Origin of the sequence: Streptococcus sp. SR4 (assembly GCF_000517725.1) — a bacterium.
Taxonomy (GTDB): domain Bacteria; phylum Bacillota; class Bacilli; order Lactobacillales; family Streptococcaceae; genus Streptococcus; species Streptococcus salivarius_F.
On sequence record NZ_AZYW01000025.1, the window covers coordinates 1 to 20,466 of the forward strand.

At 39.4% G+C, this 20,466-nt stretch carries 35 protein-coding genes and 1 tRNA gene; 3 read left to right on the plus strand and 33 right to left on the minus strand.

The genetic code is table 11. The annotated features are described in order from the left end of the window. The 3 genes from HMPREF1519_RS02805 to HMPREF1519_RS10655 all read left to right on the plus strand — a co-directional run. Positions 1–284, plus strand: a 284-nt coding sequence (locus tag HMPREF1519_RS02805) for a CHAP domain-containing protein (RefSeq protein ID WP_156024869.1), incomplete at its 5' end; no start/stop codon positions are given. A 13-nt stretch (positions 285–297) separates the two neighbouring features. Beyond that, positions 298–546, plus strand: a complete 249-nt coding sequence (locus HMPREF1519_RS02810) for a hypothetical protein (RefSeq protein ID WP_037611155.1) — start codon at positions 298–300, stop codon at positions 544–546. Continuing rightward, a complete protein-coding gene (locus HMPREF1519_RS10655) occupies positions 546–1,892 on the plus strand; it encodes a tyrosine-type recombinase/integrase (RefSeq protein WP_051413950.1) in 1,347 nt (448 codons plus the stop codon). The genes HMPREF1519_RS02810 and HMPREF1519_RS10655 overlap by 1 nt, the downstream gene beginning before the upstream one ends. Positions 1,893–1,975: 83 nt before the next feature. On the opposite strand, the gene HMPREF1519_RS02820 is transcribed toward HMPREF1519_RS10655, so the two are convergent. From HMPREF1519_RS02820 to ruvB, 33 genes are all read right to left on the minus strand, one after another. Beyond that, entirely contained in the window at positions 1,976–2,857 is an 882-nt protein-coding gene (locus HMPREF1519_RS02820; protein WP_002887043.1) for a class II fructose-bisphosphate aldolase, read from the minus strand. 145 nt (positions 2,858–3,002) lie between these two features. Then, a tRNA-Leu gene (locus tag HMPREF1519_RS02825) sits at positions 3,003–3,088 on the minus strand. A 191-nt stretch (positions 3,089–3,279) separates the two neighbouring features. Continuing rightward, positions 3,280–4,575, minus strand: a complete 1,296-nt coding sequence (locus tag HMPREF1519_RS02830; protein WP_021144708.1) for a hypothetical protein — start codon at positions 4,573–4,575, stop codon at positions 3,280–3,282. A 249-nt stretch (positions 4,576–4,824) separates the two neighbouring features. Continuing rightward, the gene (gene rplQ / locus HMPREF1519_RS02835; protein WP_002885709.1) at positions 4,825–5,211 is read right to left on the minus strand and encodes a 50S ribosomal protein L17; all 387 of its coding nucleotides are present in this window, start codon (positions 5,209–5,211) and stop codon (positions 4,825–4,827) included. A gap of 17 nt (positions 5,212–5,228) precedes the next feature. Then, on the minus strand, positions 5,229–6,167 hold the full coding sequence (locus tag HMPREF1519_RS02840) for a DNA-directed RNA polymerase subunit alpha (protein ID WP_002887046.1): 939 nt from the start codon (positions 6,165–6,167) through the stop codon (positions 5,229–5,231). Between the two features lie 48 nt (positions 6,168–6,215). Next, complete coding sequence (gene rpsK, locus HMPREF1519_RS02845) at positions 6,216–6,599, minus strand: 30S ribosomal protein S11 (protein WP_002885718.1); 384 nt, start codon at positions 6,597–6,599, stop codon at positions 6,216–6,218. 26 nt (positions 6,600–6,625) lie between these two features. Continuing rightward, positions 6,626–6,991, minus strand: coding sequence for a 30S ribosomal protein S13 (rpsM, locus tag HMPREF1519_RS02850; RefSeq protein ID WP_002885820.1), 366 nt, complete (start codon positions 6,989–6,991; stop codon positions 6,626–6,628). A 17-nt stretch (positions 6,992–7,008) separates the two neighbouring features. Beyond that, complete coding sequence (gene rpmJ / locus HMPREF1519_RS10245; RefSeq protein WP_000868345.1) at positions 7,009–7,125, minus strand: 50S ribosomal protein L36; 117 nt, start codon at positions 7,123–7,125, stop codon at positions 7,009–7,011. 25 nt (positions 7,126–7,150) lie between these two features. Beyond that, entirely contained in the window at positions 7,151–7,369 is a 219-nt protein-coding gene (infA, locus tag HMPREF1519_RS02855) for a translation initiation factor IF-1 (protein WP_001040189.1), read from the minus strand. A gap of 117 nt (positions 7,370–7,486) precedes the next feature. Then, complete coding sequence (locus HMPREF1519_RS02860) at positions 7,487–8,143, minus strand: adenylate kinase (protein WP_002885632.1); 657 nt, start codon at positions 8,141–8,143, stop codon at positions 7,487–7,489. Between the two features lie 131 nt (positions 8,144–8,274). Next, positions 8,275–9,570 (minus strand): preprotein translocase subunit SecY, encoded by a 1,296-nt coding sequence (gene secY / locus HMPREF1519_RS02865; RefSeq protein WP_002892081.1) that lies wholly within the window; start codon positions 9,568–9,570, stop codon positions 8,275–8,277. A 16-nt stretch (positions 9,571–9,586) separates the two neighbouring features. After that, complete coding sequence (gene rplO / locus HMPREF1519_RS02870; protein WP_002885849.1) at positions 9,587–10,027, minus strand: 50S ribosomal protein L15; 441 nt, start codon at positions 10,025–10,027, stop codon at positions 9,587–9,589. 127 nt (positions 10,028–10,154) lie between these two features. Beyond that, a complete protein-coding gene (rpmD, locus tag HMPREF1519_RS02875) occupies positions 10,155–10,337 on the minus strand; it encodes a 50S ribosomal protein L30 (RefSeq protein ID WP_002885773.1) in 183 nt (60 codons plus the stop codon). A 14-nt stretch (positions 10,338–10,351) separates the two neighbouring features. Next, a complete protein-coding gene (gene rpsE, locus HMPREF1519_RS02880; RefSeq protein WP_002885626.1) occupies positions 10,352–10,846 on the minus strand; it encodes a 30S ribosomal protein S5 in 495 nt (164 codons plus the stop codon). Between the two features lie 18 nt (positions 10,847–10,864). Beyond that, a complete protein-coding gene (gene rplR, locus HMPREF1519_RS02885; RefSeq protein WP_002885810.1) occupies positions 10,865–11,221 on the minus strand; it encodes a 50S ribosomal protein L18 in 357 nt (118 codons plus the stop codon). Positions 11,222–11,310: 89 nt separating this feature from the next. Continuing rightward, complete coding sequence (gene rplF, locus HMPREF1519_RS02890; RefSeq protein WP_002887056.1) at positions 11,311–11,847, minus strand: 50S ribosomal protein L6; 537 nt, start codon at positions 11,845–11,847, stop codon at positions 11,311–11,313. A gap of 126 nt (positions 11,848–11,973) precedes the next feature. Then, entirely contained in the window at positions 11,974–12,372 is a 399-nt protein-coding gene (gene rpsH, locus HMPREF1519_RS02895; protein WP_002885642.1) for a 30S ribosomal protein S8, read from the minus strand. A 122-nt stretch (positions 12,373–12,494) separates the two neighbouring features. Continuing rightward, a complete protein-coding gene (locus HMPREF1519_RS02900) occupies positions 12,495–12,680 on the minus strand; it encodes a type Z 30S ribosomal protein S14 (RefSeq protein ID WP_001085699.1) in 186 nt (61 codons plus the stop codon). Positions 12,681–12,697: 17 nt separating this feature from the next. Then, a complete protein-coding gene (rplE, locus tag HMPREF1519_RS02905) occupies positions 12,698–13,240 on the minus strand; it encodes a 50S ribosomal protein L5 (RefSeq protein WP_002887058.1) in 543 nt (180 codons plus the stop codon). Between the two features lie 26 nt (positions 13,241–13,266). Beyond that, on the minus strand, positions 13,267–13,572 hold the full coding sequence (gene rplX, locus HMPREF1519_RS02910; protein ID WP_002885874.1) for a 50S ribosomal protein L24: 306 nt from the start codon (positions 13,570–13,572) through the stop codon (positions 13,267–13,269). Positions 13,573–13,652: 80 nt separating this feature from the next. Further along, complete coding sequence (gene rplN, locus HMPREF1519_RS02915) at positions 13,653–14,021, minus strand: 50S ribosomal protein L14 (RefSeq protein WP_002885711.1); 369 nt, start codon at positions 14,019–14,021, stop codon at positions 13,653–13,655. 24 nt (positions 14,022–14,045) lie between these two features. Continuing rightward, on the minus strand, positions 14,046–14,306 hold the full coding sequence (rpsQ, locus tag HMPREF1519_RS02920) for a 30S ribosomal protein S17 (protein WP_002885836.1): 261 nt from the start codon (positions 14,304–14,306) through the stop codon (positions 14,046–14,048). A 27-nt stretch (positions 14,307–14,333) separates the two neighbouring features. Next, positions 14,334–14,540, minus strand: a complete 207-nt coding sequence (rpmC, locus tag HMPREF1519_RS02925) for a 50S ribosomal protein L29 (RefSeq protein WP_002885754.1) — start codon at positions 14,538–14,540, stop codon at positions 14,334–14,336. Positions 14,541–14,549: 9 nt separating this feature from the next. Next, positions 14,550–14,963 carry a 50S ribosomal protein L16 gene (gene rplP, locus HMPREF1519_RS02930; protein WP_000960950.1) on the minus strand — a complete coding sequence of 138 codons (414 nt, stop codon included), beginning with the start codon at positions 14,961–14,963 and terminating at the stop codon, positions 14,550–14,552. A gap of 3 nt (positions 14,964–14,966) precedes the next feature. After that, positions 14,967–15,620, minus strand: a complete 654-nt coding sequence (gene rpsC, locus HMPREF1519_RS02935) for a 30S ribosomal protein S3 (RefSeq protein WP_002885727.1) — start codon at positions 15,618–15,620, stop codon at positions 14,967–14,969. A 12-nt stretch (positions 15,621–15,632) separates the two neighbouring features. Then, positions 15,633–15,977, minus strand: a complete 345-nt coding sequence (gene rplV / locus HMPREF1519_RS02940) for a 50S ribosomal protein L22 (protein ID WP_002887063.1) — start codon at positions 15,975–15,977, stop codon at positions 15,633–15,635. Positions 15,978–15,992: 15 nt separating this feature from the next. After that, positions 15,993–16,271: a 30S ribosomal protein S19 gene (gene rpsS / locus HMPREF1519_RS02945; protein WP_000533765.1), complete on the minus strand. Its 279-nt coding sequence runs from the start codon at positions 16,269–16,271 to the stop codon at positions 15,993–15,995. Between the two features lie 93 nt (positions 16,272–16,364). Next, positions 16,365–17,198 (minus strand): 50S ribosomal protein L2, encoded by an 834-nt coding sequence (rplB, locus tag HMPREF1519_RS02950; protein ID WP_002885867.1) that lies wholly within the window; start codon positions 17,196–17,198, stop codon positions 16,365–16,367. Positions 17,199–17,215: 17 nt separating this feature from the next. After that, positions 17,216–17,512, minus strand: a complete 297-nt coding sequence (locus HMPREF1519_RS02955) for a 50S ribosomal protein L23 (protein ID WP_002885771.1) — start codon at positions 17,510–17,512, stop codon at positions 17,216–17,218. Further along, positions 17,512–18,135 carry a 50S ribosomal protein L4 gene (gene rplD, locus HMPREF1519_RS02960; RefSeq protein WP_002885795.1) on the minus strand — a complete coding sequence of 208 codons (624 nt, stop codon included), beginning with the start codon at positions 18,133–18,135 and terminating at the stop codon, positions 17,512–17,514. The genes HMPREF1519_RS02955 and rplD overlap by 1 nt, the downstream gene beginning before the upstream one ends. Positions 18,136–18,159: 24 nt before the next feature. Further along, entirely contained in the window at positions 18,160–18,786 is a 627-nt protein-coding gene (gene rplC / locus HMPREF1519_RS02965) for a 50S ribosomal protein L3 (protein ID WP_002885755.1), read from the minus strand. Positions 18,787–18,900: 114 nt separating this feature from the next. Then, positions 18,901–19,209 carry a 30S ribosomal protein S10 gene (rpsJ, locus tag HMPREF1519_RS02970; RefSeq protein WP_002885653.1) on the minus strand — a complete coding sequence of 103 codons (309 nt, stop codon included), beginning with the start codon at positions 19,207–19,209 and terminating at the stop codon, positions 18,901–18,903. A 244-nt stretch (positions 19,210–19,453) separates the two neighbouring features. Then, a complete protein-coding gene (gene ruvB, locus HMPREF1519_RS02975) occupies positions 19,454–20,455 on the minus strand; it encodes a Holliday junction branch migration DNA helicase RuvB (protein ID WP_002887068.1) in 1,002 nt (333 codons plus the stop codon). Between the last annotated feature and the right edge of the window lie 11 nt (positions 20,456–20,466).

Genomic DNA, 20,466 nt, shown 5'->3' on the forward strand with positions numbered 1-20,466 from the left:
AAGTCGGTGTTAGCTTCGGAGAATATATGGGAAATGGTGGTCAATGGATGAATGCCCCTGGTTACCAAACAACTCATAGCCCTACCGAACACTCCGCACTATCTTTTAGCCCAGGACAAGCTGGTGCAGAACCAACCTATGGACACGTTGCCTTTGTAGAACAAGTCAAATCAGATGGCTCAATCCTTATCTCTGAATCAAATGTCAAAGGCCTAGGAGTCGTTAGCTACCGTACTTTTGATGCAGAAACAGCAAAACAATTTACTTATGTTATTGGAAAATAGAAAGGAGTTATTTATGCTAAAGCTTAAATACGTACCAGTTGAAAACTGCAAAGCCGAATGGGGTGATAAGTTAGCATTAATGAAAAGATTTGAAGGATTAAAATTGAAGACCTTAAACAATCTGCTAACTGAGATGAGAATGAATCCCCAATTCAAAGACTATGTGATTAATTCCGGTCACAGAACTGTTTGGATCAACTTCGAGGGTTTCTTAAATTTCTTACGCTATAGGCAAAATAAACGATTTAAGGAGGTGGGATAATGGAGCAAGTTAAAATAGCTAATATTACTCAAAAAACAACAAGACCTGCTGATAAAACTGGATATATTGAAGTAAAATTTAGAACCTACTTCAATAACCCGTTAACGAATAAACGCAGAGAAATTCTATCTGATTGGTATACTATCGCCAATAAAAAGGATATCACAGGAAAAATAAAACTGTCTCCGCAAATTAAAGCTATTATTCATAAAGAACTTCAAGAGAAGGGCAATAAAGTTTATGAAGAGCTGACTAGAACAATTCTTCTAGAAAAATCAGATATCACGCTTGATGAGGTCTGGAATGAATGGCATAATGAACGAGTTGAAAGACAACTAGTTGCTCCTAAAACATTAGCAGGTGAAGATGGTAGATACCGTAACCATATTACTAAGCAAATCCCTAAGGATTCGATTTTAAAAAATATTCCATCTAGTTTAATTAAAAACTTACTTGATAATCTTTATCCTATAGGAAACCATAAAAGACTCGCACAAGGTGTAAAATCCGATTTAACATCAATCTATAAGTTTGCCATTCTTCATGATTACATTTCTCCTGACCAAAATCCAATGCCCTATATAAGTATTGGTAGGAAAGGGCTTTCTGACGAATTAGATTGTTTAAAGAAATCGGATATAGAAGATCAATATCTTGAATCGTGGGAACTCAAAGAAGTATTATCCATTGTTCGTAAGTACAATGAACAGTATGCACGTATTTTTGAATTTCAAGCACTAACCGGAATGCGTATTGGTGAAGTGCTCGGTTTAAAGGAGGAAGCTATTGATTTTAATAAAAATATAGCCTCAGTTATTAGAACTCGTGCTACTCATGGAGGAGCCTCAGAAGATAGCTATGAAGGTAATGTAAAAAACTTACAAAGTTACCGAAATGTCCAATTATCTAAAAGGGCTATCGAAATTCTTAAAGAGGAAATTGAGTTAAATCACCAACATATAAGATTCAATCCTGATTATAAAGATAATGGATGGATTTTCACCTCTAAGAGCATCCATAAACCTGATTACAATGGTACTCCTCTTCATTACAGTGTCTTAAACAACTTCCTCAATTCTTCAGAAAATGGTAAACTAAACCGCAAGGGAAACCCGAGACGGGCAGGAATCGATATTGACAATAAGCTTAGTTTCAAGAAACATATTACAACTCATATCTTCCGACACACGCATATCAGCTTCTTGGCTGAACAAGGAGTACCTTTAGAGGCTATTCAAGATCGTGTTGGACATTCTAGAGGTAGTCGAGTAACAGAAATTTATTTGCATATCACTAAAAAAACAAAGGATCAAATTATACCTATCCTTGATACTCTTACACAATAAGTGTGGCAAATCTGTGGCAAAACATAAGAAAAAGGCTTGTCCACATTGGACAAACCCTTTATTTTCAAGCTTATATAGTCTAATTAAGCTTTGTTTGCTGAACCGAATACGTCGATACGTTCTTCAACAGCTTCTGTAATAGCTTCGAAACCTGGTTTCAAGAATTTACGTGGGTCGAAGAGTTTCTTCTTGTCGTATTCTGCTTCATTTGCTTCGTATTCAGCAACAAATTTACGTGTTGCGTTAGCAAATGCGATTTGACATTCAGTGTTAACGTTAACTTTAGCAACACCAAGTTTGATAGCTGCTTGGATTTGATCGTCAGGAATACCTGATCCACCGTGCAATACGATTGGGAAGTTAGGAACAGCTTCTGTCAATTTTTGCAAGTGGTCAAGGTGAAGTCCGCTCCAGTTTTCTGGGTAAGGACCATGGATGTTACCGATACCTGCTGCAAGGAAGTCGATACCAGTTGCAACCATAGCTTTAGCATCTTCGATTGGTGCCAATTCACCATCACCGATGATACCATCTTCTTCACCACCGATTGTACCAACTTCAGCTTCAACTGATACACCGTTAGCGTGTGCAAATTCAACAACTTTAGCTGCTTTTTCAAGGTTTTCTTCAACTGGAAGGTGTGAACCGTCAAACATAACTGAAGTGTAACCTACACGGATACATTCCAAAGCATCATTGTAGTGACCGTGGTCAAGGTGAATAGCAACTGGTACAGTAATACCCATTGATTCAACCAATTCTTCGATAAGAACTTTACACAATTTGTAACCACCCATGTACTTAGCTGCACCCATAGAAGTTTGGATAAGTACTGGAGCTTGTTTAGCTTCTGCTGCACGCAAGATAGCTTGAGTCCACTCAAGGTTGTTTGTGTTAAATCCACCAACTGCGTAACCATTATCACGAGCTGCTTGGACAAATTTTTCTGCTGAAACGATTGCCATTATAAAGGCCTCCTATATTTTTTTGGGTTTGAACCCGTTTACAAGTTTATTCTATCACAATTAGACTCAAAAAACTAGCTTTTCTACAATTTGTAAGCGTTTTGATTTTTTAATACAAAAAAACCAGTCATCTGACTGGTTACTCTGCGGAAAGAGGGACTTGAACCCTCACGACCTAAAGCGGTCACAGGATCCTTAGTCCTGCGCGTCTGCCAATTCCGCCATTTCCGCTAACAACATTAGTTATTATATCAAGATTGACAACTTGTGTCAATACTTTTTTTGAAAGTTTTTATAACTTTCTCTTGTCTCTTTCGAAACAACTACTATATAATACCATTTATTGTTTACTGACGTCAATACTTTTTTGCCTTTTTTTAAATTTTTTAGCAAAAGTTATCTATTATATCTTTTATCAAAGATTAACCTAAACTCTTATTCAGTTTATCTAATTTCTCTCTAAGGGGAGCTAAGTAGACTTCTTCTCCAAAACCACGCGATTTTAAGCCATCCTCAGCACAAGCCAATAACGATTCTGTCAAAGGTAAAATCATTTTGAGGTCTGTAGCAGAAATATCTTTTTTCGAAAATAAACGACGAATTCTAGGAAAATCATAGTCAAATGCTTCAAAAAAAGGTGAGTCATTCAAAATATTTTCCAGATTTTCCAAATTGACTAAAAGACCAAGGTGAAAGGCTACTGGTGCAAAGGTTAATGAGAAAGGTTGGGTACAAACACTGCGAAACTCAATCGTCCCTCGTGTCGTTAAATCTTGGAATTGATAAGAACGGTGAGTCTTAAAATCTTCCTCACTTGGCTCAATAGTGACTACTTTGCCATGAATAGAGTGTGCTTTGACAGATGACGTACTTAGATAGTCTTTAGCACGTATTGGTTCAAAATAGTAGGTTTCATCACCACGCTTGGCAGTAAAAATGGCTGTCTCAGACAAGTAAGAAAAATAGTCATCTTCGCTCTTAAACACCTTAGGAAATACCCCTGCATTTTCCTCAAACACACCATGCATGGAATTCTCCCAGAAAACATCACGGGAAAGCGCTAAATCCCAATCAGAACCCCAAAATTCAGAGTTTGCCAATAATACTGCCTTGGGTCCCTCTATTTGATTAAAAGCATTTAAAACCCTTAAATAGGACGTTTTTGAAACATCTAACTGTACCTGACTCCCACAGATGAAAGAACCATATTCTGGATAATCATGAAAGAAAGGATCCTTCTTTGCTTTAGATAACTCGAGAAAATCCATAAGCATCTCATAACGAGGAGATTTAACAGATCTGTTGTCATTTTTTACCCAGTTTGGATTCACTCCCCAACCTTGCAACTCATGATTATGATTCTGCAGATAAGGTTGGATTATACCGAGGTAAGTATCCAAACGTTCCTCAACCTCAGAGATTCTTTCAGCCTTTGCAAAAGCAAACTCAATCGTATTGTAGGAGACTTCAAAAAGAATCATATCTCCAGAAGCTTTATCAATAAGCTGAATAGGATTGTTATCAGAATCATACTTATCAGCTTGAAAATCAAAATTATCCAAGAGATAGACTAGTAACTGTTTTGTAAGAGAGACATCTGTAGCATTACCACTCAAATTAACAACTGGGTATTCCAACTCAATCCCCACAAATAATTCCGGTTGCTCCTTAATTGGCTCATAATACCTTTGCTTAAGCAGTTCCTTGGCTGTTGTCAAAATAATGTCCCCCTTTTTGAAATAAGCTTATTTCATTATATCAAAATATTCAGACGATTTATAGCCCAAAAAAACGCCTGCTTACGAAAAATAACAGTATTACCTTTCGTAAACAAGCGTTACATGCTTATTTATTCCCATTTTTATGATGAGTGTTCCCGCTAGGCGTTTGCCCAGCGGTAGACCAGAGCTAGACTAAGAAAAGCTAAGCTATTCCATCATCATAACACTCAACAAAATTGATAAAAATTAAACAAGTTCGATGATTGCCATTGGGGCAGCATCGCCACGACGTGGTTCTGTTTTAAGGATACGAGTGTATCCACCGTTACGTTCAGCATAACGAGGTGCGATTTCTGAGAAAAGTTTTTGAAGAGCAGTTGTTGATGTATATTTATCAGTTGCTTCATCATAGCTTTCAGATGCAATTTCGTTACGTACAAATGCAGCTGCTTGACGACGTGCGTGCAAATCACCACGTTTACCAAGAGTGATCATTTTTTCAACTGTTTTACGGATTTCTTTAGCACGTGCTTCAGTTGTAACGATTGCTTCGTTAATGATAAGATCTGTAGTCAAATCACGAAGAACCGCTTTACGTTGTGAGCTTGTGCGTCCAAGTTTACGGTAAGCCATGTTATCCTCCTATATTATTATTTATCGTTTTTGAGTCCAAGTCCAAGATCAGCCAACTTAACTTTGACTTCTTCAAGAGATTTACGACCTAGGTTACGGACTTTCATCATTTCAGGCTCAGTTTTTTCTGTCAAATCATGAACGGTATTAATACCGGCACGTTTCAAACAGTTATATGAGCGTACAGACAAATCAAGTTCTTCGATGGTACGGTCAAGCACCTTTTCATCGTTCACTTTTTCAGTTTCTTTCATTACATCAGTAGCTTTAGCAACGTCAGTAAGGTCAGTAAACAAGTTCAAGTGTTCAATCAAAACGCGAGCCGAGAGACCGAGGGCATCTTCAGGGATGATTGTTCCGTTTGTCATGATTTCGATTGTCAATTTATCAAAACCATCGTTGCTACCTACACGGGCAGGTTCAACTTGATAATTGACTTTTTTCACTGGTGTGTAGATTGAATCTACAGCCAATGTTCCCACTGGTGCATCATCTTTCTTGTTTTCATCTGCTGGAACATAACCACGGTTTGTAGCTACTGTCATAGTCGCTTTCAAAGAAGCTCCTTCAGCGATAGTGAAAAGATAATGATCAGGGTTAACAATTTCAATGTCGCTATCAGTCAAGATATCTCCAGCAGTAACTTCAGCTGGACCTTGGACATCAAGTTCAATTGTTTTTTCGTCTTCGACGTAAGATTTTACAGCAAGTCCTTTAATATTAAGGATGATTTGCATCACGTCTTCACGGACGCCTGGTACGGTATCAAATTCGTGGAGTACTCCATCAATCTTAATTGATGTTACGGCAGCACCTGGAAGTGATGACAAAAGTACACGACGAAGAGAGTTACCCAAAGTTGTACCATAACCACGTTCTAGTGGTTCGATGACAAATTTGCCGTAATCTTTATTTTCATCAATTTTTGTTATTATTGGTTTTTCAAACTCAATCATTTATTATACTCCCTCGAAACGAACCTTGTGTACTATTGTTATTAAAGATTACACACGACGACGTTTTGGAGGACGACAACCATTATGTGGTACAGGTGTTACATCACGGATTGCTGTTACTTCAAGACCTGCAGCAGCAAGAGCACGGATAGCAGACTCACGACCTGAACCAGGACCTTTAACAGTTACTTCAACTGTTTTAAGACCATGTTCTTGTGCAGATTTAGCAGCAGCTTCTGAAGCCATTTGTGCAGCAAATGGTGTAGATTTACGAGAACCTTTGAAACCAAGAGCACCAGCTGATGACCATGCTACAGCGTTACCATGCACATCTGTAATCATAACAATAGTGTTATTGAAAGTAGCGTGAATGTGAGCAATACCAGATTCGATATTCTTTTTCACACGACGTTTACGTGTTGGTTTAGCCAATGTTTTTACCTCCTATTTTATTTTAATTATTTTTTCTTACCTGCAATCGCAACAGCTTTACCTTTACGAGTGCGGGCATTGTTTTTAGTGTTTTGTCCACGGACAGGAAGTCCACGACGGTGACGGATACCACGGTATGAACCGATTTCCATCAAACGTTTGATGTTAAGGTTAACTTCACGACGAAGGTCACCTTCAACTTTGATTGCATCCACTTCGCGACGGATAGCGTCTTCTTGATCGTTTGTCAAATCTTTAACGCGGATGTCTTCAGAAACGCCTGCAGCAGCCAAGATTTTCTTAGATGTTGCAAGTCCGATACCGTATACGTAAGTAAGTGAAATTACTACACGTTTATCGTTTGGAATGTCAACTCCAGCAATACGAGCCATGATTTCTCCTTTCTATATTATCCTTGACGTTGTTTGTGTTTTGGATTTGTTGGACAAATTACCATAACACGACCGTTACGACGAATAACTTTACAGTATTCGCAAATTGGTTTAACCGATGGTCTTACCTTCATGTTTTAATCCCTCCAATTATTTCGATTATTTAAAGCGGTATGTGATGCGTCCACGTGTCAAATCATAAGGACTCATTTCAACAGTCACACGGTCACCGACCAAAATACGAATGTAGTTTTTACGGATTTTACCAGAAACTGTCGCCAAAATTTGGTGTCCATTTTCCAATTCAACAGTAAACATAGCATTAGGCATAGTTTCTACAACTTTACCTTCAATTTCAATCACGTCTTCTTTTGCCACGCAAAAGTACCCCCTAAAATTTCGATTTGATTTCCTCTGAGCACAGAGGTAACAATTATAAGTCAGACTAAAGTATTATAACATGCTTAAGTCTGATACGCAAGTAAGATTATATAATTATTTAATTGCTGCAATCGCTTTTTTAACATCAGCGAATACATCATCGATATCTTGGTTACCTTGAATATCTGATACAAGACCAAGCTCACGATAATGTGCAATAATTGGCTCACCTTGAGCAATGTTTACGTCAAGACGACGTTTAACAGTTTCAGGTTTGTCATCTTCACGTTGGAAGAATTCATGTTCGCCACAAACATCACATGTTCCTTCAACCTTAGTTGGGTTGAATACTTTATGATATGTTGCACCACATGAGCGACAAATGAAACGACCTGAAAGACGTTCAACCAAACTCTCTGGATTAACTTCAATATTGATTACACCGTCAAGTTTAATACCAAGTGCTTTCAATGTTTCATCCAATGCATGAGCTTGCTCAATAGTACGTGGATAACCATCTAGCAAGAAACCTTTTTCAGCAATATCAGATTCAGCCAAACGCTCTTTAACGATTCCGTTTGTCACTTCATCTGGTACCAATTCACCTTTATCGATGAATGATTTTGCCAAAGTTCCCATTTCTGTTTGGTTAGCCATAGCAGCACGGAACATATCACCAGTTGAGATGTGAGCTACACCAAATTCCTCAACAATTTTTGCAGCTTGAGTCCCTTTACCAGCACCTGGTAGACCCATAATTAAAAGATTCATCTTACGAACTCCTTATTTTTGTTTTCAAATAACTCTATCAAGGTTTTAACACATTGGTAGAGTTATCAAAAAACAAAAGAGAAGGGACAGAAAGTAACCTTTCTTTCCCTCTCAATTGTTCATGAGAAGACTTAGTCTTCAAGATTCATAAATCCAACGTACTGACGTTTCAATAGGTAACCTTCGAGTTGTTTCATACCTTCGATACCAGTTGAAATCAAGATCAAGAGAGATGTACCACCAAGCGCGATCGAGCTTGTAAGGTGCATAAACTGTTGAGCCGCAATTGGAGCCAATGAAATAAACGCGAGAAATACAGCCCCGATTGTTGCCAATCTCTTAAGCAATGAAGACATGTACTTTTCAGTCTCACGACCTGGACGAACACTAGGAATGTAAGATCCATTCTTTTGAAGATTTTCAGCAGTTTTTTCAGGATTTACTTGGACAAATGTGTAGAAGAATGAGAATAAGATAATCAATATCGCGTAAGTAATCATTCCACTAGGTGTATTATACGAGAGTAGTCCTTGTAAGTGTGATAACCATGTAACCTTCGAGAAGAATGGAAGAATAGTACTAGGAATTGTTGTAATCGAGCTAGCAAAGATAACGGGAATAACACCAGCTGGATTTACTTTCAATGGAAGGTAAGAACTCGTTGGAGCCCCCTGAACCAATTTAGTATATTGAATTGGAATTTGATATTCTGCCTGTTGAACAAATGTCGTAAAGAAGACAATCGCCAAACCTACCACAATTAGCAAAGCAACTATGATATATGAACGAGTCAATTCTCCTGAACGAACGTTGACAAAGAAATCCTCGTAAATTGTTGAGAACATTTTTGGAATAGAAGCAATGATCCCTGAAAAGATAATCATTGACACACCATTACCAAAACCTTTATCTGTGATTTGTTCACCAAGCCATGTCACAATTATGCTACCAGCAGTTAGAATTGTCCCAATCAATAGGTAGGTTGAAACATTTGGTGTTTTAACCAATGAAATTGATGAGAGAGTATTAAAACTTGCTGTAATACCAATCGATTGAACAAAGGCTAAAACAAGAGTGATGTAGCGAGTCGCTTGGTTCAATTTACGACGACCAACTTCCCCTTGTTTGCCCCACTCTACAAATTTTGGATAAATATCCATCTGCAAAAGTTGGACAATGATTGATGCTGTAATGTAAGGACTAACCCCCATCGAGAAGATAGAGAAGTTATTCATGGCATTACCAGACACCAAGTTAAGCATGTTCAAGAAAGGTAAATCACTTAATTGTTTCAAACTTTCCGCATTGATACCAGGAACTGTTACATGAGTCCCTACACGAAAAACGAAAATAATGAAGATTGTAAATAAAATCTTATTACGAACGTTTTTGACTTTCAATGCGTCTTTTAATAGTTTAAAGAACATAATGAGTTACCCCTCATTAGATGACTTCGATTGAACCACCTTTAGCAGTGATAGCTGCTTCAGCAGATTTTGAGAATTTAGCTGCTTTAACAGTCAATTTCTTAGTCAATTCGCCGTTACCAAGAACTTTAACGCCTGATTTTTCAGCACGAACGATTCCAGCTTCTTTAAGAACTGCTGGAGTTACTTCTGTACCATCTTCAAAGACGTTCAATTGATCAAGGTTTACAAGTGCGTATTCTTTAGCGTTGATGTTAGTGAATCCACGTTTTGGAAGACGACGGAACAATGGAGTTTGTCCACCTTCAAATCCTGGACGTACGCCACCACCGCTACGAGCTTTTTGACCTTTTTGACCACGGCCTGAAGTTTTACCGTTACCAGATGAAGTACCACGACCTACACGGTTACGGACTTTACGAGAACCTTCAGCAGGTTTCAATTCATGAAGTTTCATTATTATTTTCTCCTCTTTTTGTAAAATGCTAGCGCCTCTAACCAAGTAAGGTAGCTCAATTAGAAACTCGCCTATACATGAAATTCAGTTTAAGTCGCAAGGGAACCCTCACGACTTAAATCAATTTTTATTTAACGTCTTCCACAGTTACCAAGTGAGATACTGCGTTGACCATACCACGGATAGCAGCGTTGTCTTCTTTAACAACTGAGCTATTCAATTTACCAAGTCCAAGAGCAACAACTGTTTTACGTTGTTCTGGTTTGCGTCCGATTGGAGACTTAGTCAAAGTAATTTTAATTTGAGCCATTGTTATCTCCTTTCTTATGCCAAGTCAGATACTGAGATGCCACGAAGAGCCGCAACTTCTTCAGCACGTTTAAGTTGTTTCAATCCTTCAACAGTCGCACGAACGATGTTGATTGGAGTGTTTGAACCGAGTGATTTAGATGTTACATCAGCAACACCCGCCAATTCGATGACGGCACGAACTGCACCACCAGCGGCAACCCCAGCCCCTTCAACAGCTGGTTTCAACAATACTTTCGCTCCACCAAATTCTGAACGAACTTCGTGAGGAATAGTTGTACCAACCATAGGAACTTCGATAAGGTTTTTCTTAGCTGCTTCAACTGCTTTACGGATAGCTTCTGGAACCTCTTGAGATTTACCAGTACCAAATCCTACGCGACCATTACGGTCACCAACAACAACAAGAGCAGCAAAACGCATGTTGCGTCCACCTTTTACAACTTTAGTAACACGGTTGATAGCAACTACGCGTTCTTCAAGTTCTACTGCATTATCTTTAAATGCCATTATTAAGTGTCCTCCCTATTAGAATTTCAATCCGTTTTCACGAGCTGAGTCAGCCAAAGCTTTAACACGTCCGTGATAGAGATATCCACCGCGGTCAAACACCACTTCAGAAATACCTTTAGCTACTGCGCGTTCAGCAACAAGTTTACCGACAACAACGGCTTGTTCTGTTTTAGTTCCTTTAGAAACTTCTTTATCAAGAGTTGATGCACTTGCGAGCGTTACACCCGCTACGTCATCAATAACTTGAGCGTAGATGCCTGTATTAGAACGGAAAATGTTCAAACGTGGGCGATCAGCAGTTCCAGAGAGTTTTCCGCGAACGCGACGGTGGCGTTTTTGGCGGAGTTTGTTTTTATCTGGTTTCGAAATCACAATTTTCACCTCTTAATTATAATGCTTGCTCATGAGAGCTTTTGGTAAAGAGACAATCCAAAAAGAATTGCCAAAAGGATAAAATCCTATTATTTACCAGTTTTACCTTCTTTACGACGTACGTATTCACCAACGTAACGGATACCTTTACCTTTGTAAGGTTCTGGTGAACGAAGGCTACGGATGTAAGCAGCTGTTTGACCAACAACTTCTTTGTTAATACCACTTACAACGATTGAAGTTGCAGATGGTACTTCAAAAGTAATACCTTCTGGAGCTTCAACTTCGTCTTGGTGAGATTTACCAACTGAAAGAACAAGTTTTGTTCCTTGGAGTTGCGCACGATATCCGACACCGCGCATTTCAAGTTCTTTTTTGAAACCTTCAGAAACACCAACAACCATGTTGTTCAAGTTTGCACGTGAAGTACCGTGGATTGTTTTGTTTTCTTTTGAGTCGTTTGGACGGTGAAGTGTAACTTCGTTGCCTTCAACTTTGATTTCAATGTTTTTGTTAAACTCACGAGTGAGTTCGCCTTTAGGGCCTTTAACAGTAACAACGTTATCGTTGTTTGTTACTTCAACACCCGCAGGCAAAGTAATAACTTTATTACCAATACGTGACATAGTATTTAATTCTCCTGTTAGATTATCAAGCCACAAAGTGACTAGTTTTCACGGGGATAAGTCTCATCGAATATAATCAACGAAACTCGCACAAATCATTTGAGATAAGTGCTTAGGATCAGCTTCTTACCAAACGTAAGCGATAACTTCTCCACCAACGTTCTTTTGACGAGCTTCTTTGTCAGTCAAAAGACCTTCTGAAGTAGAGATGATCGCGATTCCGAGTCCGTTAAGAACTTTAGGAACATCTTCACGTTTAGAGTAAACACGAAGACCTGGTTTTGAGATACGTTTCAAGTTAGTGATAACACGTTCACCGTTTTGTCCGTATTTCAAGAATACGCGGATGATACCTTGTTTGTCATCTTCGATAACTTCAACGTTTTTAACGAAACCTTCACGTTTAAGGATTTCAGCGATACCTTTTTTAATGTTTGATGCAGGTACTTCAAGTACTTCGTGTTTAGCTTGGTTAGCGTTACGAATACGTGTCAAGAAATCTGCAATTGGGTCAGTCATAACCATTTTATATTTTCTCCTCTTACTAGTAGTTTGAATAATTCACTTGCTAGTTAATGATTGAGCTAGGCTCAGATTGTGTTTAATATATTCAAATTAGGTAAAACTAACTTGAATATATCATGTTTTTACCAAGAAGCTTTGGTAACACCTGGAATTTGACCTTTGTAAGCCAATTCACGGAAGCAAACACGGCAAAGTTTAAATTTGCGATAAACTGAGTGTGGACGTCCACAACGTTCGCAACGAGTGTAAGCTTGCGTAGAGAACTTCGCAGGGCGTTTGTTCTTAGCAATCATTGATTTTTTAGCCAATTTATTTACCTCCTAGATTATTTTGCAAAAGGCATTCCAAGGCCTTTAAGCAATTCACGACCTTCTTCGTCAGTGTTAGCAGTAGTTACGATAACGATATCCATACCACGTACTTTATCAACATCGTCGAAGTTGATTTCTGGGAAGATAAGTTGTTCTTTAACACCAAGTGTGTAGTTACCACGTCCATCAAATGATTTAGTTGGAACACCATGGAAGTCACGAACACGTGGAAGTGATACTGATACCAATTTATCCAAGAATTCGTACATGCGTTCACCACGAAGGGTAACTTTAGCACCGATCGCTACACCTTCACGAAGACGGAAGCCAGCGATTGATTTCTTAGCTTTAGTAATCAATGGTTTTTGACCTGAAATAAGTGCCAACTCAGCAGCAGCTTTTTCAAGAGTTTTAGCGTTGTTTACAGCTTCACCAACACCCATGTTGATAACGATTTTATCAACTTTTGGCACAGCCATAACTGAAGAATAGTTAAATTTTTCAGTCAAAGCTGGAATTACTTCGTTAGTGTATTTTTCTTTAAGACGGTTAGCCATTTAATACTTTCTCCTTTCCTTCGTGATTAGTCAAGCACTTCGCCTGATTTTTTGTTGTAACGAACTTTTTTGCCGTCAACAACTTTGTAACCTACACGTCCAGCTACACCGTTCTTGTCAAGAACTTGAACGTTTGAAGCGTGGATTGGTGCTTCTTTTTCCACGATAGCACCTTGAGGGTTTTCAGCTGATGGTTTTTGGTGTTTTTTGATGATTGCAACACCTTCAACAACAACTTTGTTTACTTTTGGAAGAGCTTTAAGAACTACTGCTTCAGTTCCTTTGTCTTTACCAGCAATAACGCGAACTTTATCGCCTTTTTTTACAAACATTTGAGTATTTCTCCTATTATTTCTTACGCCCTAATGGGCACCCTGAATATATCAGGGGACTAAGTTTGTGTTAATTCAGATTAAAGTACTTCTGGCGCCAAAGATACGATACGCATGTATCCACCTTCACGCAATTCACGTGCAACAGGGCCAAAGATACGAGTTCCACGAGGAGTTTTGTCATCGCGGATGATTACTGCAGCGTTGTCATCAAACTTGATGTATGAACCGTCTGGACGGCGAGCACCAGTTTTTGTACGAACGATAACAGCTTTAACAACATCACCTTTTTTAACAGCTCCACCTGGTGTAGCTTGTTTAACAGTTGCAACGATAACGTCGCCGATGTTAGCGAATTTACGTCCTGAACCACCAAGAACTTTGATAGTCAAGATTTCACGAGCACCGCTATTATCAGCAACTTTTAAGCGACTTTCTTGTTGAATCATTTCAATTGTCTCCTTTTAGTTTTATTAGATAATAACAGCTTCTTCCACAACTTCTACAAGACGGAAGCGTTTTGTAGCTGAAAGTGGGCGAGTTTCCATGATACGAACGATATCGCCTTCTTTAGCAACGTTGTTTTCATCATGTGCTTTGTATTTTTTAGAATAGTTGATACGTTTACCATAGACTGGGTGGTTACGTTTAGTTTCAACTACAACTGTGATTGTTTTATCCATCTTGTCAGATACTACGCGTCCAACAAGGGTTTTACGTTGATTACGTTCCATTATTAGAATTGCTCCTTTCCCAATCTATTATTTGATTTCAGATTGCACAGTTTTAACACGTGCAATTTGTTTTTTCACTTCGTTCAAACGGGCAGTTTGATCAAGTTGACCTGCTGCAGCTTGGAAACGAAGGTCGAAAAGTTCTTTCTTAAGTTCGTTTTCTTTTTTAGCAAGCTCTTCTTGAGACAAGCCACGAAGCTCAGCAACAAACTTTTTGATTTCTTCAAGTTTCATGTCTTCTCCTTATTCTGCTTCACGTTTCACGAATTTACATTTAACTGGCAATTTATGGCTAGCAAGACGAAGCGCTTCACGTGCAACTTCTTCAGAAACACCTGCGATTTCGAACATTACTTTACCACGTTTAACTGGTGCTACCCAACCTTCAGGTGCCCCTTTACCAGAACCCATACGTACACCGATAGCTTTAGCAGTGTATGATTTGTGTGGGAAGATCTTGATCCAAACCTTACCACCACGTTTCATGTAACGAGTCATGGCAATACGAGCAGCCTCGATTTGACGGTTTGTGATCCAGTGGCTAGTTGTAGCTTGAAGACCGTATTCACCGAATGATACTTCTTTACCACCTTTAGCCTCACCGCGCATTTTTCCACGGAATTCACGACGGTGTTTAACACGTTTAGGTACTAACATTTGTTATTTGCCTCCTTTAGTGTTTTTACGAGCTGGAAGAACTTCTCCACGGTAGATCCAAACTTTAACACCAAGTTTACCGTAAGTTGTGTCAGCTTCTTCCCAAGCGTAATCGATATCAGCGCGAAGTGTGTGAAGCGGAACTGTACCTTCAGAGTATCCTTCTGCACGGGCGATATCTGCACCGTTCAAACGACCTGATACTTGAGTTTTGATTCCTTTAGCTCCAGCACGCATTGCACGTTGGATAGCTTGTTTTTGTGCACGACGGAAAGCAACACGTTGCTCAAGTTGGCGAGCAATTGTTTCACCAACAAGGTGAGCGTCCAAATCAGGTTTCTTGATTTCAACGATGTTGATGTGTACTTGTTTTCCAGTCAATTTGTTAAGTTGAGCGCGAAGAGCGTCAACGTTTGATCCACCTTTACCGATAACCATACCTGGTTTAGCAGTGTGAAGTGAAACAATAACTTTGTTTACAGCACGTTCGATTTCAATAGTTGAAACTGAAGCGTCTGCAAGTTCTTTTTGAATGAATTTGCGGATTGCCAAATCTTCGTGAAGGTAATCTGCGTATTCTTTTTCAGCATACCATTTCGCATCCCAGTCACGGATGATCCCGACACGCATACCAATTGGATGTACTTTTTGACCCACGAGTTTACCTCCTTATTTTTCTGACACAACTACTGTTACGTGAGTTGTGCGTTTGTTGATTGGTGAAGCTGAACCTTTCGCACGTGGACGGAAACGTTTCATTGTTGGTCCTTCGTTTGCGAATGTTTCAGATACTACCAAGTTAGCTTTTTCCAAACCAAAGTTGTTTTCTGCGTTAGCGATAGCAGAGTTAAGAGTTTTCTCAACAATGCGAGCTGCTTTGTTTGGAGTGAATTTCAAGATTGCGATTGCATCAGCAACGTTCTTACCACGGATAAGATCAAGAACAAGACGTGTTTTACGAGGTGAAACACGCACTGTACGAGCCATTGCTTTAGCTGAAGTAATTTCTGCCATTGTGTCCTCCTCCTATTAACGACGTGTTTTCTTATCGTCAGCTGCGTGACCTTTGTAAGTACGAGTTGGTGCAAATTCACCAAGTTTGTGACCTACCATGTCTTCTTGGATGTAAACAGGAACGTGTTTACGTCCATCATAAACTGCGATAGTGTATCCGATGAAACTTGGGAAAATCGTTGAACGACGTGACCAAGTTTTAATTACTTTTTTCTTTTCGTCATTTGCTTGAGCTTCAACTTTTTTCATCAAATGCTCATCGACGAAAGGTCCTTTTTTAAGACTACGTCCCATTTTGTAGTTTTCTCCTTTAAATTAAATGTACCACAGCGGCTTGCACTAAGAAGTGCTACCGAGTTGGCGGATGTTATGTGCTAAGCGACTAAATTATTTTTCGTTACGACGACGAACAATAAGTTTGTCAGATTTAGCTTTCTTGTTACGAGTTTTAAGACCAAGCGCAGGTTTACCCCATGGAGTAGATGGCGCTTTACGTCCAACTGGTGCTTTACCTTCACCACCACCGTGTGGGTGATCGTTAGGGTTCATTACAGAACCACGAACTGTTGGGCGAACACCTTTCCAGCGATTACGGCCGGCTTTACCAAGGTTGATAAGTGATTGTTGTTCGTTACCTACAGTACCGATAGTTGCACGACATGTACCAAGAACCATACGAACTTCGCCTGATTGAAGACGAACAAGTACGTATTTACCTTCTTGACCCAAAACTTGAGCAGATGCACCAGCAGCACGGATAAGTTCAGCACCTTTACCTGGTTGAAGCTCAATGTTGTGGATAACTGTACCAACTGGGATGTTTGCAAGTGGAAGAGCGTTACCAACTTTGATATCCGCATCTGGACCTGAAACGATACGTTGACCTACTTCAAGACCTTTAGGTGCGATGATGTAAGCTTTAACCCCGTCAGTGTAGTGTACAAGAGCGATGTTTGCAGTACGGTTTGGATCATACTCAATTGTTTTAACAACTGCTTCAACGCCATCTTTGTTACGTTTGAAGTCAATCAAACGGTAGTGACGTTTGTGTCCGCCACCTTGGTGACGTACAGTGATACGACCGTTGTTGTTACGACCAGCTTTGTTCTTAAGAGAAACAAGCAATGATTTTTCAGGAGTGCTTGTAGTGATTTCTGCGAAATCCAAAGAAGTCATGTTACGACGGCCATTTGTCGTTGGTTTATAAACTTTAATACCCACGTTAATTTCTCCTTTGATTATTCAGCTTCAGCTGCAAACAACTCGATTGCTTTAGAATCAGCTGTAAGAGTGATGATAGCTTTTTTAGTTTTTGAAGTGAAACCAGTGTAACGTCCAACACGTTTTTGTTTTGGTTTAACAGTTACAGTGTTCACGCTAGCAACTTTAACACCTTCAAATGCAGCTTCAACTGCTTGTTTGATCAAGAGTTTGTGTGCACGTGTATCAACTTCGAAAGTGTATTTTCCTGCTTCAAGAGCAACCATAGATTTCTCAGTGATAACAGGTTTTTTGATTACGTCATACAAATTCATTATGCAAGAACCTCCTCGATTGATGAGATAGCTTCTTTAGTAACAAGAAGTTTATCTGCGTTTACGATGTCAAGTACACTTGCAGTTGCAGGAGTTGCAACAGTTACGTTTGCAAGGTTACGTGCTGAAAGTTCAGCGAATTTGTTTCCTTCTTCAACGATAACAAGTACTTTAGAATCGATGCTAAGAGCTGAAAGAACGTTTGCGAATTCAGCAGTTTTTGGAGCTGCAAATGAAAGAGCTTCAACCGCTACAAATTTATCTTCTGCAACTTTAGCTGAGTAAACAGATTTCAATGCAAGGCGACGAACTTTTTGAGGAAGTTTGTATCCGTAAGAACGTGGAGTTGGTCCGAAGACAACACCACCACCACGCCATTGTGGTGAGCGGATAGAACCTTGACGAGCACGTCCAGTTCCTTTTTGACGCCATGGTTTACGTCCACCACCTGATACTGCTGAACGGTTTTTAACCGCGTGAGTACCTTGGCGAAGGCTAGCACGTTGGCTGATTACGACATCAAATACTACTGATTCGTTTGGTTCGATACCGAAGATAGCGTCGTTAAGTTCAACTGTGCTAACTTCTTTACCAGTTTGGTCAAATAGTTTTACGTTTGCCATTTTTAACTGATTTCTCCTTTCTTATTATTTAGCAGCTTTAACTGCTGATTTGATAGTGATAAGAGATTTCTTAGCACCTGGTACGTTACCTTTGATAAGGATAACGTTTTTCTCTGGGATAACTTGTACAACTTCAAGATTTTGAATTGTCACACGGTTGCCACCCATACGTCCTGCCAAGTGTTTGTTTTTGAAAACACGGTTAGGCGCAACAGGTCCCATTGAACCTGGACGACGGTGGTAACGAGAACCGTGAGCCATAGGTCCGCGTGATTGACCGTGGCGTTTGATAACACCTTGGAAACCTTTACCTTTTGAAGTACCAGTTACATCAACAACATCTCCAGCTTCGAATGTGTCAACAGTGATTTCTGATCCAACTTCCAAGCCTTCAATGTTTTTGAATTCACGAATGAAGCGCTTAGGAGCTGTGTTAGCTTTCGCTACGTGGCCTTTGGCAGGTTTGTTGCTCAATACTTCGCGTTTGTCGTCAAAACCAACTTGAACTGCTTCGTAACCGTCTGTTTCAACAGTTTTAACTTGAAGCACAACGTTTGGAGTAGCTTCGATGACAGTAACAGGGATAAATTCACCTGCTTCAGTGAAGATTTGAGTCATTCCCACTTTTTTCCCTAAGATTCCTTTTGTCATGAGAAAATATTTCCTTTACTTTATTGTTTTTTCAAAAAGTTTTTTATGAGCGTTTTTTATGCTCAAAAAAGTTTTTAACGAGCGTTTTTTATGCTCATTGAATCAAACTTTAAATTAAAGTTTGATTTCTACGTTCACACCACTTGGAAGATCAAGTTTCATCAAAGCGTCAACTGTTTTTTGAGTTGGGTTGATGATGTCGATAAGACGTTTGTGTGTACGCATTTCAAATTGTTCGCGAGAATCTTTATATTTGTGAGTCGCACGAATAATTGTGTAGAGACTACGTTCAGTTGGAAGTGGAACTGGCCCAGCAACTGTCGCACCTGTGCGAGTTGCAGTTTCTACGATTTTTTCAGCCGCTGTATCAAGCGTACGGTGTTCGTAAGCTTTCAAACGGATACGGATTTTTTTGTTTGCCATTTTTTCTCCTCTTTCGTCTATTTAAGATAATAGGCTAGCTCCTCAAGAAAACCAACACGGATTGCGTGGCAGTGCAACCAGGCGTGTCGCAACCTCTTGTATCATAGCTAAGCGCTGTATTTACAGCACCATAATATAATAACAAAAGAACCTACTCATTGCAAGGGATTTTTTAAGTTTTTTTTCTTTTTCTTTATTTTCTTTTTTGCCTAAACAAAAAAATCCATCTTCGATGGATTTTTTATCAACTTTCTTGAGTGTAGTCGTACCCCATGTGTTCATAGGCTTTAACCGTTGCAACACGTCCTGTTCGTGTTCGCATAATAAATCCCTTTTGAATTAGATAGGGTTCGTACATATCTTCTACCGTTTCTCGCTCTTCTGCAATATTAACTGACAAGGTACCTAGACCAACTGGTCCCCCACCATACATTTCAATCATGGTGCGGAGAATTTTTTGGTCGACATAATCTAGTCCTTCATGGTCCACATCCAACATAGTCAACGCCTTGTCTGCAATCTTATCATCAATGATGCCATCACCCATGATTTGTGCATAGTCTCTCACGCGCTTAAGTAGGCGGTTAGCAATACGAGGGGTCCCACGGCTACGACGTGCTAGCTCTAGAGCAGCTTCAGGTGTTATAGTCATGTCAAAGATTTCTGAAGTACGTTCAATAATTTCCTTCAAATCTGGTAGCTCATAATATTCCATATGACCATTAATCCCAAAGCGAGCCCTCAATGGATTTGACAACATACCTGCTCGAGTAGTTGCACCTACTAATGTGAACGGTGGTAACTCTAGATGGACACTACGACTTGTTTCGCCTGCACCAATCATGATATCGATGTAGTAATCTTCCATAGCACTATAAAGAACTTCTTCAACTGCCATAGGCATCCGGTGAATCTCATCAATAAATAAGATATCACCTGGCTCCAAGTCATTGAGTATAGCAACTAAATCACCAGCCTTTTCAATTGCTGGCCCAGACGTCTGCTTTAAATTGACGCCCATCTCATTAGCTATCACAAAAGCCATAGTTGTTTTCCCCAAACCTGGAGGACCAAACAAAAGAGTATGATCTAGGGCTTCATCACGAAGTTTAGCTGCCTCTATAAAAATCTTTAATTGGTCTTTAACCTTATCTTGACCAATGTATTCCTTAAAGTACTGAGGACGAAGGGTACGCTCAACATACTCTTCATCTCCTAGTAAATCATTATCTAATATTCTTGCCATAGGCTTATTTT